This window comes from Mesorhizobium sp. XAP4 (assembly GCF_029269325.1).
Classification (GTDB): Bacteria; Pseudomonadota; Alphaproteobacteria; order Rhizobiales; family Rhizobiaceae; genus Mesorhizobium; species Mesorhizobium ciceri.
In genome coordinates, this window is sequence record NZ_JARIXW010000007.1 from 131,453 (window position 1) to 145,551 (window position 14,099).

The following is a 14,099-nucleotide window of genomic DNA, read 5'->3' on the forward strand; positions in this document are numbered from 1 at the left end:
AGGCCGCGATCCTTCACACCCCCCTCTGTCCTGCCGGGCCTCCCCCACGAGGGGGGAGATTGGCAGCTTCACCATCTCATTTGGACTATCGTCACGATTGCTGCACTATATCAGTGCATAGACAGGAGGGGTGTTTGGGAGAGCCAGGCGTTTGAAGGAAGCAAGAATCCAGAAACCGGAACGGCAGCAGCGCCTCTTCGGCCTGTCGACGCCGCTCAGGGCAGCCGTCATCCCGCCGCTGTCGGCGGCACGCTGGCTGCTGGTGCTGATCGTTGCCGCCGGCGTCTATTTCTTCCACGGCTTCCTGTTTCCGGTGCTGGCGGCGCTCGTCATCGCTTTCGCCAGCTGGCCGCTCTACCGCCGCCTGCTTGTCGCGGTCGGCGGCAACCGCACCATCGCCGCGACCTTCGCCATCCTGTTCATCCTCGCCTTCCTGGTGATCCCGATCGCGCTCGCCGGCACCTATGCGATCAACGAGGTCCGCGAATGGGTCGCCTGGGCGATCGAGACCAACCGCCACGGCGCGGTGACGCCACACTGGATCGCCACCATGCCTGTCGTGGGCGAGTGGCTGAACGAACAGTGGACCACCAATTTCGGCCATCCCGGCGGCATTGGTGAGCTGATCCAGCTGGTCAGCGGCGCTAATATCGGCAGCATCTATCGTGGCGTGCTGGCCGCAGGCGGCAGTGCTTTCGGCCTGCTGTTGACGCTGCTGTTCATGATGATCGCGCTGTTCTTCGCCTATCGCGACGGCGAGCACTTTGCCGGCCAGGTCGACCGTCTCGGCGAGCGCATCCTGCCGACCAGATGGGAGCGGATTTCGCGCGTCGTGCCGGCGACGATCTCCTCGACCGTGACCGGCATGACCGTTATCGCCATCGGCGAAGGGCTGGTGCTGGGCATCGCCTACTGGCTGGCCGGCGTGCCGTCGCCGGTCACGCTTGGCGCCCTGACCGGCGTCATGGCGCTGATCCCCGGCGGCGCACCGCTGTCCTTCACGCTGGTCTCGATCTACCTCGCCGCCAGCGGCTCGCCGATGGCCGGGCTGGCGCTGTTCCTCTGGGGGGCGGTCGAACTATTCATCGTCGACAAGACATTGCGCCCCAAGCTCGTCGGTGGCCCGATAAAACTGCCCTTCCTGCCGACTTTTTTCGGTCTGATCGGCGGCGTCAAGACTATGGGGTTTCTCGGCCTGTTCATCGGCCCGGTGCTGATGGCCCTGCTGGTGGCTATCTGGCGCGAATGGCTGCGCGAGGTGGAAATGGCGGAAGACGTCGTTCCCGATGGCGTCGCCGAGATCGAAGGCAGCCCGCCGCAGATCGAAATTGTCGCCGAGAAAAAGGCCCGGGCATGATCTTCGGGATCCAAGCGCGACTCACCTGACGTCGGTCTACGCATGTTTTTGCGATTTGTTCTGCCAAGAATTATTGAGGGAATGCAGGCGCGCGAAGGTTTTTTTGGCGCTGCCTACGAATTGCGAGGCCAACCTGATATCGATCAACACACGTTAGATCGGCTGGAAGATAGTCTCGCCTGGTTTCGACAGAACCTTGCGGTACCGCCACGTTTCAACCTCTCAAGATCGAAAGGTTTTTACCGGAAACAGACGACCCAAGGATTAAGCTGGTTCAAGCCAACGGCAACGGACCATTTGGCAAGGGCTTATGACCTCGCGGCGCTCCTTGGGCGGCATGGGCATCATGTCGAGGTCATGAAGAGTTCCCGTCTGGGATATGTTGTTTACGAGGACGAATACCAGATAATCGCAGAGCCTTTTTCAGATACGGCAACGCGTTGATTGCGCTTGCGTGCGCTGCAGGTCTGGAACGACTGCCGTCCACTCTCTAGGCCGGGTGAGCGACGGCGAGCGTCGCTCGGCGCTTGCGGCCCTCATGCAGTTGCCACAGCGAATGCGCAGTCAGCGTGACGATCAGGATCCCGCCACCGATCAGGCTGTTCCGGGTCGGTGCCTCGGCGAAGATCATCCACACCCAGACCGGCGCCAGCACCGTTTCGAGCACGTAGAACATCGCCACTTCCGGTCCCGAAATGTATTTCGGCCCGGCGGGCAAGGCAGAAGAACGAAATCGGCATGACGACCGCGCCGTTGAAGATGATCCACCAGGGCGCGTTCACGTGAAAGCCTTCGCCTGTCACCATGAAGGCCGCCAGCCCAAGCGGCAGAAGCACCCCGACGAGCGAGGTGAATCCCATGTCCTTGCCACTGGCGCGCGAGATGGTGATGGCCACGGCGATGAAGAAGGCCGAGCAGAGCGCCATGAAATCGCCGAACAGCTTGCCGGTGCCGACGGAACCGCCGACGATGACCAGCACGCCGAAGATCATGATCAGCATCGCCGCGATGGTCACCAGCCGCGGCCTCTCGCGCAGGAATATCCAGGACAGCAACCCCGCGAACACGGTGTTGAAGGCCAGGATGAACACCAGGTCGGCGGTCGAGGTGTGATAGACGGCGGTGACGAAGGTGATCCCGGTCAGCCCGTAGCAGATCGCCACGATCAGTCCGGACCAGCCGGGGATGAGTGGCGGGGCATTTCGGCTCAATGCCCGCCAGATCGACCAGATGACCATCGCCGCGACGAATGTGGTGCCGGTGCGTAGCAGCATGATCGTCCATGCGCCGCCGTCGGCGAGGCGGATCAACGGTATGTCGACAGTCAGCGTGAGCCCGCCGATGGCGGTTATCAAAAGACCTTTCTGGTGATCGTGATGAGAGGACATGCAGGAACTTTCGCAATGAAATGCAGGCTGGCGGCCGGCCGGTGCAATGGCGCACTCTCTCCAGCCAACCGGCTGAAAGACCAGCATCCCCTGCCTTGAAACAGTTTAAAGGCGGATCGTGGAAAAACTCAGCGTGAAACCGCTTCGTTGGTGTAGCGCTCCCAGCCTTTGGGGCCGAGATGCTCCTGCGGCATGAAGCGCATCTTATAATTCATCTTGCGCGAGCCGTTGACCCAGTAGCCGAGGTAGACATGGGGCAGGCCCATCGCCCTGGCGCGGGCGATGTGGTCGAGGATCATGAACGTGCCGAGCGACCGTTCCTCGAAATCGGGGTTGAAGTAGGAATAGACCATCGACAGGCCGTCGGCCATCTTGTCGGTGAGCGCCACCGCGATCAGCTCGCCCTGTCCCTTGCCGGTGATGAAGGTGTCAGGCCCGCGCCGCCGATATTCGATCACCTTGGTGTCGACATGGGTATCCTCGACCATCATCGCATAGTCGAGCACCGTCATGTCGGACATGCCGCCACGGCGGTGGCGGGCATCGAGGTAGCTGCGGAACAGGGAATATTGTTCGGTCGAGGGCTCGGCATTGTGCATGTAGCCGACGAGATCGGAATTGTGCTGCAGCACGCGTTTCATGTTGCGGCTGGCGACGAATTCCTGGGCGAGGATGCGTACCGAAACACAGGCGCGGCAGGTCTCGCAGGCCGGCCGGTAGGCGATGTTCTGCGAGCGCCGGAAGCCGCCTTGCGTCAAGAGGTCGTTCATCTCCGCCGCCTTGTCGCCGACCAGATGCGTGAACACCTTGCGCTCGAACTGGCCGTCGAGATAGGGGCACGGCGACGGCGCGGTCAGGAAGAACTGCGGCGACTGGGTCGGATGCTGCGTCATCGAGCCTTGGAAACACTCCTTCGAATCGCTCTACCTTTGGCGCGGATGGCGAAAAATTCAACAGGATTATGTGGGCGCGGTCGACTCGACGCCTTCACATTTGTGCTCAATCGGTTGCGACTGCTCTTCAGAGGGCCGTTTCAGCGGTCGGTGCGGCTGACGACCGTGCCAAGCAAAAGATCGTGCAAGGTGCGTTTGCGGTCGGAAAACAGCGTCACCAGCAGGACAAGCGGCGACAGGATGACATTGCCGGCCCAGAACAGCACCGAATGGACAACCGCGGTGAGGCCGTCGATCGGCCTGCCATCGAGCCGATCGAGCCGGATGCCCATCATCTTCATGCCCGTGGTGGCCTGATCGGTGCTGCCCAGCGTGTTCCAGATGTAGAGGATGGCCACAGTCGGCAACAGGATGCCGAACAGCATCCAGCCAAGCCCGAGGGTCAAAAGCCCGAGGAAGAACACCAGAATGGCAAACGGAATGGTGAGCAGCGCGACGATGACATAGTCGATTATGAAGGCGAGGATGCGCTTCGTGCGCACGCCGTCATAGGCCCTGACATCGTCGAGCCTGCTGGTGATGATTTCGCCGTCGAGAACGCGCGCGTTCATGTCATTTCCTCGTAACAGGGCCACGGCATAGGGTGCGGACCGCTCAGCCATGAAATGGTGAGGGCCTGTGGCGGAATCAAGATCGCGCTTCCAGCGGTGCTCCAGCTTCGATGGCGTCGGGCCCGATGTGAACTGGTTGAATTCGCGGCGCGGATAGCATTAGCTTGTTGCGGCGCAGCAGAGCGCACAGGGGACGGGGCAATATGGACTACGACATGCTGGTCATCGGCAGCGGCCCTTCCGGCCGCCGTGCCGCGGTGCAGTCGGCCAAGCTCGGCAAGTCCGTGCTGGTGGTCGACCGCGGCCGGCGTCTGGGCGGTGTCTCGGTGCATACCGGGACCATCCCATCGAAAACGCTGCGCGAAACGGTGCTCAATCTCTCGGGCTGGCGCGAGCGCGGCTTCTACGGGCGCGGCTACCGCGTCAAGCAGGATATTTCGGTCGGCGATCTGGTCGAGCGCCTGCACAAGACGCTCGACCATGAGGTCGAGGTGCTGCAGCACCAGTTCATGCGCAACACGGTCAAGAGCGCTCGCGCCGCGGTGAAATTCCTTGGCCCCAACAAGGTCAGCCTGACATCAGACACCGGCGATTACAGCGAGGTCGGTTTTACCAATGCGCTGATAGCGGTCGGCACCAGGCCGCACCGCCCGCGCGACGTGCCTTTCGACCAGACCCGCGTCTTCGACAGCGACGAGATGCTGGAGCTTGATCGCTTGCCGCGCACGCTGACCGTGATCGGCGCCGGCGTCATCGGCGTCGAATATGCGACGATCTTTTCCGCGCTCGACGTGCCGGTAACCTTGGTCGAGCCGCGCAACTCCATCCTCGATTTCGTCGACCGCGAGATCGTCGACGATTTCATCCACCAGATGCGCGATCGCGGCATGACCATCCGGCTGGGCAGCGCGGTGAAGGAGATCCGCTCCAAGCCGGACGCCGCCGAAGTGGAACTGGCCGATGGCCGCACCATCCGTTCCGAGGTTGTGCTCTACGCCGCCGGCCGCACCGGCAATGTCGGCAGCCTGGGCCTGGATGTCGTCGGCATCGACGCCGACTCCAGAGGGCGCATCAAGGTCGATCCGCAATCCTTCCAGACCAGCGTGCCCAACATCTATGCCGCCGGCGACGTCATCGGCTTTCCGAGCCTGGCCTCGACTTCGATGGAGCAGGGCAGGGTGGCCGCCTGCCATGCCTTTGGAGTGCCTTTGCCGCCGCCGCCGGAAACCTTCCCCTATGGCATCTATGCGGTGCCGGAAATCTCGACGGTCGGCCAGTCCGAAGAACAGGTGCGTGAGAGCGGTGCGGCCTACGAGGTCGGCGTGGCGCGTTTTCGCGAGACCTCGCGCGGCCACATCATGGGTGTCAACACCGGCTTCCTGAAGCTGCTGTTTTCGATCGAAACGCGCCGTCTGCTCGGCGCGCACATCATCGGCGAGGGCGCCACCGAGCTCATCCACATCGGCCAGGCGGTGATCAATCTCGGCGGCACCGTCGACTTCTTCGTCAACAACACCTTCAACTATCCAACGCTCGCCGAAGCCTACAAGATCGCCGGGCTGGATGCCTGGAACCGGATGGGAAGAGGGTAGGCCGGCTGGTCGTGGCGGCGAGCCTGTCAGCTTGCCTGCGCCACCGCCGCCGGTCCCGCCAGCCATTGCCTGACGATTGCCGCGTCGGCGCTGCCGAATTCATGACCTGATGAGACAATCCTGGCGTCGATCTCGGCGCCATGCCGACTGAGCAATGTCACCAGAGCAGGGGCGAAAGGCGCATAGGTGAGGTCGGCGGCGCCGGCGATCATCAGCACCCGCACCTTTGACAGATCCGTCGCCGGCACATCATCGAGCACCGGCATCGGTCGCAGCAGCGCGGCGCGTTCGACAAGGCCCGGATGCAGCAGCATCAGGCTCGAAACCAGATTGGCGCCGTTCGAATAGCCGAGGAAAATTGTGCGCGAGAGGTCGAGATGATGGCGTGTGGCCGCGTCAGCGACGAAGCCCGCAAAGGCCTCGGTTTCGGTGCGGATGCTCGCCTGTTCGAAGCGCGTCGGCGTGATCCGCGCGAACCAGCGGAAACCATCCTCCTGGACAACGCGGCCACGCACCGCGACGAGCGTGGCACGCGGTGCGATCTCTCGCGCCAGCGGCACCAATGTCGTCTCATCGACACCCGACCCATGCAGCAGGAAGAAGCAGTCGCCCGTTGAATCCGCCGCGCCGTAAAGCCGGTAGTGGAAGGCGAGATCACGCCGCAACGCACCATCTTGTGAGGTCTCGTCGATCATCGACCATCCTCTTGATTATATGACGTTTCGCTCAATTTGCCGGCTTCAAAACGCAATATTTTCAAGCTCCGCGAAAGTTGATTGAACCGGGCGCATTACAGTCCGTTTCTCCGCCGATAACATCCTTCGGGAGGAATCGAAGCGGTGCGCCGGGGGTCGCATTGCCGGTATGAACAACCAGCTTTGAGGCCTTTTTGTCGATGACCACCCAGATTTCCCCGGACCGCGATGCGCGTGTCCCAGACCGCGAGGCGCGTGTCCCGGACCGCACTGAGCGCGACACGCGCATCGATGTGATCCGTGCTCTCGCCTTGTTGACCATCTATGTCGACCATGTGCCGGGTACCGCCTTCGAGTATCTGACATACAAGAATTTCGGCTTTTCGGATGCGGCGGAGGTCTTCGTGCTGATCTCGGGAATCTCGGTCGCGCTCGCCTACGGCAAGAAATTCCAGCCTGGAAACCGGCTGCTGGCAACTTTGAAGATGTTGCGCCGCGCCGGTGTGCTTTATGCCACCCACATCGTCACCACCATGGTGGTGATGGCCATTTTCTGCGCTGCGGCGGTGTTTGCCAGGCGGCCGGAGCTTTTGACGATGATCAACATCGAGCCGTTGATCAAGAATACGCCGCAGGTGCTGATCGGCATCGTGACGCTGGGCCACCAACTTGGGTACAACAACATCCTGCCCGTCTATGCGGTGCTGCTCTTGCTGGCGCCGCTGTTCCTGCTCATTGTCAGCTATCGGCCGGTCCTGGCACTGGTGGCATCCGGCGCCCTGTGGCTGGTCGCGGGGATTTATCAGATTGCTCCGCCCAACTACCCCGAGCCCGGCTTCTGGTTTCTCAACCCGCTGTCGTGGCAGTTCCTTTTCAACATCGGCCTGGCGGGCACGCTGCATGTGCGTCGCGGCGGCACCATCCCGGTCAATCGCTGGCTGGTTGGGGCGGCCTTGGCCTACACCGTTGTGGCCCTGGTCTGGGTGCACAGCCCGCTCTGGGGGCATATCTCCTGGTTTGGCCTGCCTCCGGTGCTGACCGGTTTCGACAAGACGTTCCTGTCGCTGCCGAGGCTCCTGCATATACTCGCAGTGAGCTACCTGATCGTGGCATTCCCGGTGATCTCGAATCTGTTTCGCACCGGGCGCGATCATCCGCTTGCCATATTGGGCAAACGATCGCTGCCGGTTTTCATTGCCGGCACGGTGCTTGCAATGGCGGCGCAGGTGCTGAAGCTGATCAATCCGGGCGGATTTGCCTATGACAGCCTGTTGATATCGGCCGGCATCGTCATGCAGTTCGCGCTCGCCTACTATCTCGAATGGCTATCGGGCCTTGGCTGGTCCGCCAAAAGCAGGCCGGCTCACAGCGCCGCACCGCCCGTCCATGCTGCATCCTTCGCGATGCCGGGCATGGCGACAAGAATGGGCCGTTGAGCTCAGGCGGGCGAGGGGCCGGATGAGGCCCGCACCACGAGTTCGACCGGCAGCGATTGCCGGCTGAACGAACCATCATTTTCAAGGATCGCCTTGACGGCAAGGCGGCCCATCTCGGCGATCGGCTGGACGATCGTGGTCAGCGGCGGCTTGGAAACCGCCCCTTCCGGAACGCCGTCGAAGCCGACGACAGAAACATCGCCCGGTACTGCAATGTCGTGCTGCCGCAGCCAGTCCAGCGCATGGAGCGCCATCCTGTCCGACATCGCCAGGATGGCTGTCGGCGCCTCGGCACCGGCGAAAATATGGTCGAGGCCGGCCCACACGCTCTTCTCGTCATTGACGGTCTCGTAGATCGGCACACGCGAGACGTCGATGTCGACGCGGGAGAGTTCCGCGAAATAGCCACGCAAGCGGTCCCGCGTAGCGGAGTAGAGGGCCATTTCCACCTGCTCCCTTGTGGTAGGGCCGAAGCCTGCGTCGGCACAGGGCAGGGTAAGCACGGCAAAGCGGCGGTGTCCGAGCTCGGTCAGGTGGCGGGCCGCCAGGCCGGCACCGGCGATGTTGTCGACGCCGATCGCCGCGACCGCATCGTCGTCGTCCGAATCGAGGTCCAGCGCCACAAAGGGGAGCTTGCGTTCACGTGCCAGTTGGACCAGCTTTGAGCCGCCATCGACACAGAAAACGATGAAGCCATCGACCAGCGCACTCTGGATGTTCCACGCGAGCTGCTCGCCATTGACGGCGGAGACCAGCGAAATCCCCGCACCGGTCGCGTCACAAGCCTGCGAGATGCTGGCCATCATCACCCGGGCAAAGGGATCGTCGAAGAAATAGGAGAGGGGTTCCGCGGTCGCGACACCGATGGCATTGACCTTGCCGGCGCGCAGCAGCCGGCCCTTGGGATCCGGTCCGCCATATCCCATGGCCTCGGCTGCCGCCTTGACCCGTTCACGGACCTCCTCGCGCACGATCTCCGGACGGGCGAAGACGTTGGACGCGGTGCCGTGCGACACGCCGGCTGCCTTGGCAATGTCCGCCAGCCGGACCGGTCTTGTCTTTGCAGAGATAAGTGGCGCCATCTTCGTCTCCTGAATTCTTCCCATTTAACACTTTCGTTGGATCGGTTCAAATTTTGGCTTGATCGAGGCTTCGATAGGGCCTATGTTTGAATCGATCCAAGGAAACGCCTGCTGGCAGAATTGGATCGATTCAACATCAAGTAGGGAGTTGTGTCATGCATCCCGTCAATTTTCTGTTCGAAGACATTTACCGCAACGACTGGAGCATCTCGTCGAACACCGCGACGCAGAAGCGCCGCGGCAAAACCAGCCCATGGGTCCGCGAGTTGCGGTTCCTTGTGGAGCGCAAGCGGAGCTGATCGGGGTCGGTTTTTCGCACCTCTCGATTGGATCGATTCAAGTGCTGAAAGGAGCGCACATCATGCATCCCGTGAGCTATCTATTTGAAGACATCTACCGCAACTATTGGGGCATCGCGCCGGCTTCCGAACGGCCGGAGCGGCGTCGGTTGGCAAGGCTGCGGCGGCGCAATCGCGAATTGCTCATCAAGCCCGAGCGCCGGCAGGATTAGCCGCCACGCTCGACGTTTGGTGCCGGCGGGCGTCAGGACCGCACGCGCACCAGCGCCGAGGCAGCGATCGCCAGCCAGCCGGCAATGAGCAGCGTGCCGCCGATCGGCGCCGACAGCGGGAATAGCCGCGACCCGATGAAATCGCGGGCCAGCAGATCGCCGCAGAACAGCAGAAGCCCAACCAGCAGGATCAGGCTGCCGATGCGCAGGATCCGGTTCGCGCCAAGCAATCCGGCGGCAAGGAAGACCGGCGCATGCATCAGCAGGAACGATGCGGCGGTGCCAACGAAGGCGCCGCCGAGATGCGCCGCCGCGGCCGACAGCGCCACGCCGGCAGCACCGCAGAAGCCCCCGGTCAGGACGAGGATACGGCTGCTGTTGTCGGAAGGTCGTTCGGCTGTGCTCATGTTTGGGGCTCCGTGACGCCCAACCCCGTCAGGGCTTGCCGGGGTGGGCAAGCATGTCCTGCTCGCGGCGTGACTGTGCCAGCCAGTTATACACCGCGCCGCCGGCCATCAAGACGGATGTGCCCAGAAACACCGAACGCATGCCGAAATGACCACCGGCAAAGCCGCCCAGCAAGGGGCCGGCGACTTGCCCGACATATTGGGCGGAGATCGACAGCCCGAGCACATTGCCGCCGACCCCATCGGGAACATTGTGGCGGATCACGCTGGTGATGCAGGGCAACAGCCCGCCCAGCGCCAGACCCATCAGGAAGCGCAGGCCGGTGAGTTGCCAGCTCTGTGTGACGAAGGCCTGCGGGATCAGCAGCAGCGCCGAGACGGCAAGCGCGCCGATGATGACGTTCCAGTGGCCGACGCGGTCGGCGAGCTTGCCGAGGCGCGAGGCCGACAGGATGGCGCCAAGGGCCGCCGCCGACATGACGACGCCTGATATCAGCGTGACGCGGCTCTGGTCCTCGATGAGCTGCTGCACATAGACGGTGATGATCGGCTCGATCGACATGGTGGCGAAGCTCAACAGCATGCCGGTCGCCAGCATGGCGACAACAGGCCGTTTGTCGGGGATTTGTGACCAGCCGCCTTTCCGCTTCTGCGTCGCTCCGGCGTCTGCTGTTTTCGGCCGGGGATTCTCCTTGATCAGAAACGTGGTCGCCAGGAATGCCAGGAAGATGACGCCGCCGGAGAGGAGAAAGGTGGCGCGGATGCCGATCAGCGGCGGCAGGGCGCCGCCAACCAGCGGGCCGACCAGAGCCCCGCCCGTGATGCCGGCCGACAGCAGGCCCAGCGCCCAGCCGGAACGCTCCTTGGGTGTCTGCATGGCGACGAGGATGGTCGATCCCGAGGAGTAGCCGCCGGCAAAGCCGATGAGCAGCCGCAGCAGCACCAGCTGCCAGACCGTCTGCACCATGCCGGTCAGCGACATGCATATGGCCATGCCGAAGCTGGCGCGAACCAGCATCACCTTGCGGCCATAGCGGTCGCCGAGACGTCCCCAGAGCGGCGCCACCAGCGCCGCCGCGAAGAACGTCGCGCCATAGGCAATCCCCGACCATTGCACGATCGCCGCGTGACCCTCGGCACCCAGCTGCTCGATATAGAGCGGCAGGAACGGCAGAAGCAGCGTCATGGCGACAAGCGTCGAAAACGAACCGGCGAAGCACACGAACAGATTGCGCCGCCAGTGGATGTTGTAGGTGCTGTCGGTCGCCGGGGGCGTGCTCTGCTGCATGTCGTATGTCCTGTCCCAGCAACTCTTCTATCGATGCTTGCTGCGGATACCAATTTGGGATACCAAGATGGTGCACGTCATGGACGCAAGCTTGGCCGCTGTCAATGCAACCTGTCGAACGTGATCGGCAAGACGATCGCAAACGGCCAAAAGGTGGAAACGACAATGTCGCAGATGCACAGCGTCGAAAAACAGCTTCGGCAGATGATCCTGGGCCTCGAGATCGGTCCCGGCGAAAAGCTGACCGAGCGCTGGATCGAGAGCCGTTTCGGTGCATCGCGAACCCCGGTCAGGGCAGCACTTCTGCGGCTCGAGACCGAGGGGCTGGTCGGCAGGGACGGGCGCGGCTGGACGGTGTCGCCGATCAATCTGGCTGAACTCGAGCAGATCGCCGTCTACAGGGAGGCGGTCGAGGTTGCGGCAGTTCGCCTGACATGCAGCCTGGCGGACCGGAGCGCCATCGATGTCATCCAGGCGATGCTCGAATCCTGCGACAACGACACGCCGCGCGAGGAATGGCATCGCGTCGGCATGGATTTTCACATCGAACTGGCGCGTCTGTCAGGCAATGAATTCCTGTTCCGGGCGGTCCGCGATGCCATGACGCGCCTGTCACGGGCGCGCTGGCTGGAGGTTCGCGACGAAGCGGCCCTCAGCCGCGCCTGGGCCGAACATCGCGCCATACTGGCGGCGGCACGCCGTGGCGACGCCGATGAAGCTGCGCGCCTGCTCTCGGTCCACATCGTCGGCAGCCGCGACCGGCTGGTGACGTCGCTCGCCAACGATCGGCGCGGTCTTCGCGCCAGAGGCTTTGCCGTCGTTGCTGCTTAAGGTGGATGAAGGGGCGCAAAGCGGCGTCTGGACGTGTGCGCACTTTCGCCCTCGCTTCGCAGACGCCGATGGCGTAAGGAGCGGCGATGGAAAACAACCGATTTGAAACACCTGTGACTGTGAAGTCAGTCGCGGCGGGAAGCACTCAGCTCTTGCGCACGGCGCGTGAGGCTTCCGACTACCTCCTCAACAGCTGGCCCGGCAAGCGCAGCCCCAAGCATCGCGCGGCCCTGCAGGCCTGCCATGACGCACTCGCCGGCGACAAGCCGGCGATGAACGCCAGGCGCGCCTTCATTGCGGCGGCGCGCGAAGTGGACGTCTTTGTCAGCGACAAGGCGCCGGCCTGACACAAGGCGACATCCGAGGCGGCAATCCGGATTGAGGCACGGCCCGCATCTGCGGGCCTTTTGCCGTCACTTTGCCGTTTCGGTTTCGGCTTCAGTCTCGTCTTCGGGCTTCGAACGTTCCCTCGCTGCAACCTTGGCTGCCAGCTTCTCGGCCTTCTTGGCCGCCTTCTGGCGGTCGCGTTCCTTGCGTTCCTGATCGTAGTTTGGTGGTCGCGCCATATCGGCTCCTTTTTCACTGCCTCGCGGCTCTGGTCCTGCCTAGGAGCATTAGCCGTCAAACACAACAGCTGAAGCGATAGTGCGTCGATGATGGCCAGGCTTGCAAGATGCGCGCCGCAATGATGGGGCCACGCCCATCACTGCGGCGGCGATACCTATCGCCATCGATTTGCCGATCAGATGCCGCTTCGGTCAATCACCAGATCGGCGGCACCAAAACGGTCCTTTGCCGCCAGCTGCTGGTGCCAGTAGGGATAGAGCAGGGGCGGCCGGCTGACCGCGTCGAGGCGCGCGCGCTCCTCGCCCGAAAGCACCAGGCTTGCCGCCGCGATGTTGTCCAGGAACTGCGTTTCCGTCCTGCCGCCGATCACCAGGGAACTGATGGACGGCCGGCCAAGCAGCCAGGCCAGCGCCACCTGCGCTGCCGACACGCCGCGCTGCGCGCCGATCTCCACAAGCACATCGACGATCCGCCACAGCCGGTCCTCGTCGCGGATCGGTGGTTCCGACCAGCCCGCGAGTTGGCGGGCGGTGGGGCTGTCACGGCGGTATTTGCCGGACAGCAATCCGCCGGCAAGCGGGCTCCAGACCAGAACGCCCAGCCCCTGGTCGACGGAAATCGGCAGCAGTTCGTACTCCGCTTCGCGCGCTTCCAGCGTGTAGTGGATCTGCTGCGTGATGAAGCGCGGCTGATGACGGCTGTCGCTGATGCCGAGCGCCTTCATCACCTGCCAGCCGGAATAGTTGGAGCAGCCGACATAGCGGATCTTGCCCTGGGCAACCAGCGTGTCGAGCGCGCCGATGGTTTCCTCCAGCGGCGTCACGCCATCCCATTCGTGCAGGAAATAGATGTCGATGACGTCGGTCTTGAGCCGCTTCAGGCTCTTCTCGCATTCCCGGATCAGGTGATGGCGCGACAGGCCTTCATCGTTTGGACCTTTGCCGATCCGCATCCGTGCCTTAGAGGCGATCAGCACGTCGCCCTTGCGCTTGCCGCCGAGCGCTTCGCCGATGATCTCTTCCGAAATGCCGTTCGAATAGACATTGGCGGTGTCGATGACATTGATGCCGGCGTCGATACAGAGATCGATCATCCGGCGCGCTTCGTCGAGATCCGTCTTGCCGACCGCCGAAAAAGCTCCGGCGCCGCCGAACGTCATGGTCCCCATGGTCAGTGTCGAAACTTTCAGGCCGGAACGGCCGAGGGTGCGGTATTCCATGTCGGTCCTCGCGATTGCATTGGGAAAGGGCTGGGGAGGGTGCCCGAATAAGGCCGCTATTTGTAGGACAATTTGGGCGACGTGTCTCCATGCCAGCGCGGCGGATCGATCATGCCTGGCTGGACCGACGGCGGCGGTAACCATGCTCGCGCTGCAATAAAACCGTCATTGCAGGCCTATATGGAAGTCGGCTCAGGTGTTGCCGTTCCCGGGCTGTAGGCC

At 62.9% G+C, this 14,099-nt stretch carries 16 protein-coding genes and 1 pseudogene; 8 read left to right on the forward strand and 9 right to left on the reverse strand.

Annotation, left to right across the window (positions count from 1 at the left end):
* The first annotated feature begins 151 nt into the window (after window positions 1–151).
* A complete protein-coding gene (locus P3C39_RS26835) occupies window positions 152–1,357 on the forward strand; it encodes an AI-2E family transporter (protein ID WP_013532277.1) in 1,206 nt (401 codons plus the stop codon).
* Between the two features lie 42 nt (window positions 1,358–1,399).
* Entirely contained in the window at window positions 1,400–1,801 is a 402-nt protein-coding gene (locus tag P3C39_RS26840; RefSeq protein ID WP_013532276.1) for a hypothetical protein, read from the forward strand.
* Window positions 1,802–1,847: 46 nt separating this feature from the next.
* On the opposite strand, the pseudogene P3C39_RS26845 reads toward P3C39_RS26840, so the two are convergent.
* The 3 genes and pseudogenes from P3C39_RS26845 to P3C39_RS26855 all read right to left on the reverse strand — a co-directional run bounded on the left by P3C39_RS26845 (window position 1,848) and on the right by P3C39_RS26855 (window position 4,249).
* Window positions 1,848–2,745 (reverse strand): annotated as a pseudogene (locus tag P3C39_RS26845) (DMT family transporter).
* Window positions 2,746–2,873: 128 nt separating this feature from the next.
* Window positions 2,874–3,638 carry an arginyltransferase gene (locus P3C39_RS26850; protein WP_013532274.1) on the reverse strand — a complete coding sequence of 255 codons (765 nt, stop codon included), beginning with the start codon at window positions 3,636–3,638 and terminating at the stop codon, window positions 2,874–2,876.
* A 140-nt stretch (window positions 3,639–3,778) separates the two neighbouring features.
* Window positions 3,779–4,249: an RDD family protein gene (locus P3C39_RS26855; RefSeq protein WP_275954710.1), complete on the reverse strand. Its 471-nt coding sequence runs from the start codon at window positions 4,247–4,249 to the stop codon at window positions 3,779–3,781.
* A gap of 203 nt (window positions 4,250–4,452) precedes the next feature.
* Here P3C39_RS26855 and sthA point away from each other — a divergent pair, with 203 nt between their 5' ends.
* Entirely contained in the window at window positions 4,453–5,841 is a 1,389-nt protein-coding gene (sthA, locus tag P3C39_RS26860; protein ID WP_275954709.1) for a Si-specific NAD(P)(+) transhydrogenase, read from the forward strand.
* 26 nt (window positions 5,842–5,867) lie between these two features.
* Here sthA and P3C39_RS26865 read toward each other — a convergent pair whose 3' ends face one another.
* Window positions 5,868–6,536, reverse strand: a complete 669-nt coding sequence (locus P3C39_RS26865) for an alpha/beta hydrolase (protein ID WP_275954708.1) — start codon at window positions 6,534–6,536, stop codon at window positions 5,868–5,870.
* 200 nt (window positions 6,537–6,736) lie between these two features.
* Between P3C39_RS26865 and P3C39_RS26870 the strand changes: the two genes are divergently transcribed.
* Window positions 6,737–7,972 carry an OpgC family protein gene (locus P3C39_RS26870; RefSeq protein WP_275954707.1) on the forward strand — a complete coding sequence of 412 codons (1,236 nt, stop codon included), beginning with the start codon at window positions 6,737–6,739 and terminating at the stop codon, window positions 7,970–7,972.
* 2 nt (window positions 7,973–7,974) lie between these two features.
* Here the strand turns inward: P3C39_RS26870 and P3C39_RS26875 are convergent, their stop codons facing one another.
* Window positions 7,975–9,054: a substrate-binding domain-containing protein gene (locus P3C39_RS26875; protein WP_275954706.1), complete on the reverse strand. Its 1,080-nt coding sequence runs from the start codon at window positions 9,052–9,054 to the stop codon at window positions 7,975–7,977.
* Window positions 9,055–9,209: 155 nt separating this feature from the next.
* On the opposite strand from P3C39_RS26875, the gene P3C39_RS26880 reads away from it, so the two are divergent.
* Window positions 9,210–9,353, forward strand: coding sequence for a hypothetical protein (locus P3C39_RS26880; RefSeq protein ID WP_013532268.1), 144 nt, complete (start codon window positions 9,210–9,212; stop codon window positions 9,351–9,353).
* Window positions 9,354–9,415: 62 nt separating this feature from the next.
* Window positions 9,416–9,565 carry a hypothetical protein gene (locus P3C39_RS26885; protein WP_084652668.1) on the forward strand — a complete coding sequence of 50 codons (150 nt, stop codon included), beginning with the start codon at window positions 9,416–9,418 and terminating at the stop codon, window positions 9,563–9,565.
* 32 nt (window positions 9,566–9,597) lie between these two features.
* On the opposite strand, the gene P3C39_RS26890 is transcribed toward P3C39_RS26885, so the two are convergent.
* Window positions 9,598–9,972: a DUF423 domain-containing protein gene (locus P3C39_RS26890; RefSeq protein ID WP_275954705.1), complete on the reverse strand. Its 375-nt coding sequence runs from the start codon at window positions 9,970–9,972 to the stop codon at window positions 9,598–9,600.
* 28 nt (window positions 9,973–10,000) lie between these two features.
* Entirely contained in the window at window positions 10,001–11,260 is a 1,260-nt protein-coding gene (locus tag P3C39_RS26895; RefSeq protein WP_275954704.1) for a multidrug efflux MFS transporter, read from the reverse strand.
* Window positions 11,261–11,425: 165 nt separating this feature from the next.
* Between P3C39_RS26895 and P3C39_RS26900 the strand changes: the two genes are divergently transcribed.
* Both P3C39_RS26900 and P3C39_RS26905 read left to right on the forward strand, forming a co-directional pair.
* Entirely contained in the window at window positions 11,426–12,091 is a 666-nt protein-coding gene (locus P3C39_RS26900; RefSeq protein WP_024504688.1) for a GntR family transcriptional regulator, read from the forward strand.
* 113 nt (window positions 12,092–12,204) lie between these two features.
* Entirely contained in the window at window positions 12,205–12,438 is a 234-nt protein-coding gene (locus P3C39_RS26905) for a DUF982 domain-containing protein (protein ID WP_244506945.1), read from the forward strand.
* A gap of 66 nt (window positions 12,439–12,504) precedes the next feature.
* Here P3C39_RS26905 and P3C39_RS26910 read toward each other — a convergent pair whose 3' ends face one another.
* Window positions 12,505–12,657, reverse strand: a complete 153-nt coding sequence (locus P3C39_RS26910; protein WP_013532262.1) for a hypothetical protein — start codon at window positions 12,655–12,657, stop codon at window positions 12,505–12,507.
* A 176-nt stretch (window positions 12,658–12,833) separates the two neighbouring features.
* Complete coding sequence (locus P3C39_RS26915) at window positions 12,834–13,877, reverse strand: aldo/keto reductase (protein WP_275954702.1); 1,044 nt, start codon at window positions 13,875–13,877, stop codon at window positions 12,834–12,836.
* Window positions 13,878–14,099: the final 222 nt, after the last annotated feature.

What these genes read in the sequence shown, in the direction of transcription:
- P3C39_RS26840 (WP_013532276.1), top strand. Translation starts at nt 1,400, where the DNA reads ATGTTTTTGCGATTTGTTCTGCCAAGAATTATTGAGGGAATGCAGGCG.
- P3C39_RS26850 (WP_013532274.1), bottom strand. Translation starts at nt 3,638, where the DNA reads ATGACGCAGCATCCGACCCAGTCGCCGCAGTTCTTCCTGACCGCGCCG.
- P3C39_RS26855 (WP_275954710.1), bottom strand. Translation starts at nt 4,249, where the DNA reads ATGAACGCGCGCGTTCTCGACGGCGAAATCATCACCAGCAGGCTCGAC.
- sthA (WP_275954709.1), top strand. Translation starts at nt 4,453, where the DNA reads ATGGACTACGACATGCTGGTCATCGGCAGCGGCCCTTCCGGCCGCCGT.
- P3C39_RS26865 (WP_275954708.1), bottom strand. Translation starts at nt 6,536, where the DNA reads ATGATCGACGAGACCTCACAAGATGGTGCGTTGCGGCGTGATCTCGCC.
- P3C39_RS26870 (WP_275954707.1), top strand. Translation starts at nt 6,737, where the DNA reads ATGACCACCCAGATTTCCCCGGACCGCGATGCGCGTGTCCCAGACCGC.
- P3C39_RS26875 (WP_275954706.1), bottom strand. Translation starts at nt 9,054, where the DNA reads ATGGCGCCACTTATCTCTGCAAAGACAAGACCGGTCCGGCTGGCGGAC.
- P3C39_RS26880 (WP_013532268.1), top strand. Translation starts at nt 9,210, where the DNA reads ATGCATCCCGTCAATTTTCTGTTCGAAGACATTTACCGCAACGACTGG.
- P3C39_RS26885 (WP_084652668.1), top strand. Translation starts at nt 9,416, where the DNA reads ATGCATCCCGTGAGCTATCTATTTGAAGACATCTACCGCAACTATTGG.
- P3C39_RS26890 (WP_275954705.1), bottom strand. Translation starts at nt 9,972, where the DNA reads ATGAGCACAGCCGAACGACCTTCCGACAACAGCAGCCGTATCCTCGTC.
- P3C39_RS26895 (WP_275954704.1), bottom strand. Translation starts at nt 11,260, where the DNA reads ATGCAGCAGAGCACGCCCCCGGCGACCGACAGCACCTACAACATCCAC.
- P3C39_RS26900 (WP_024504688.1), top strand. Translation starts at nt 11,426, where the DNA reads ATGTCGCAGATGCACAGCGTCGAAAAACAGCTTCGGCAGATGATCCTG.
- P3C39_RS26910 (WP_013532262.1), bottom strand. Translation starts at nt 12,657, where the DNA reads ATGGCGCGACCACCAAACTACGATCAGGAACGCAAGGAACGCGACCGC.
- P3C39_RS26915 (WP_275954702.1), bottom strand. Translation starts at nt 13,877, where the DNA reads ATGGAATACCGCACCCTCGGCCGTTCCGGCCTGAAAGTTTCGACACTG.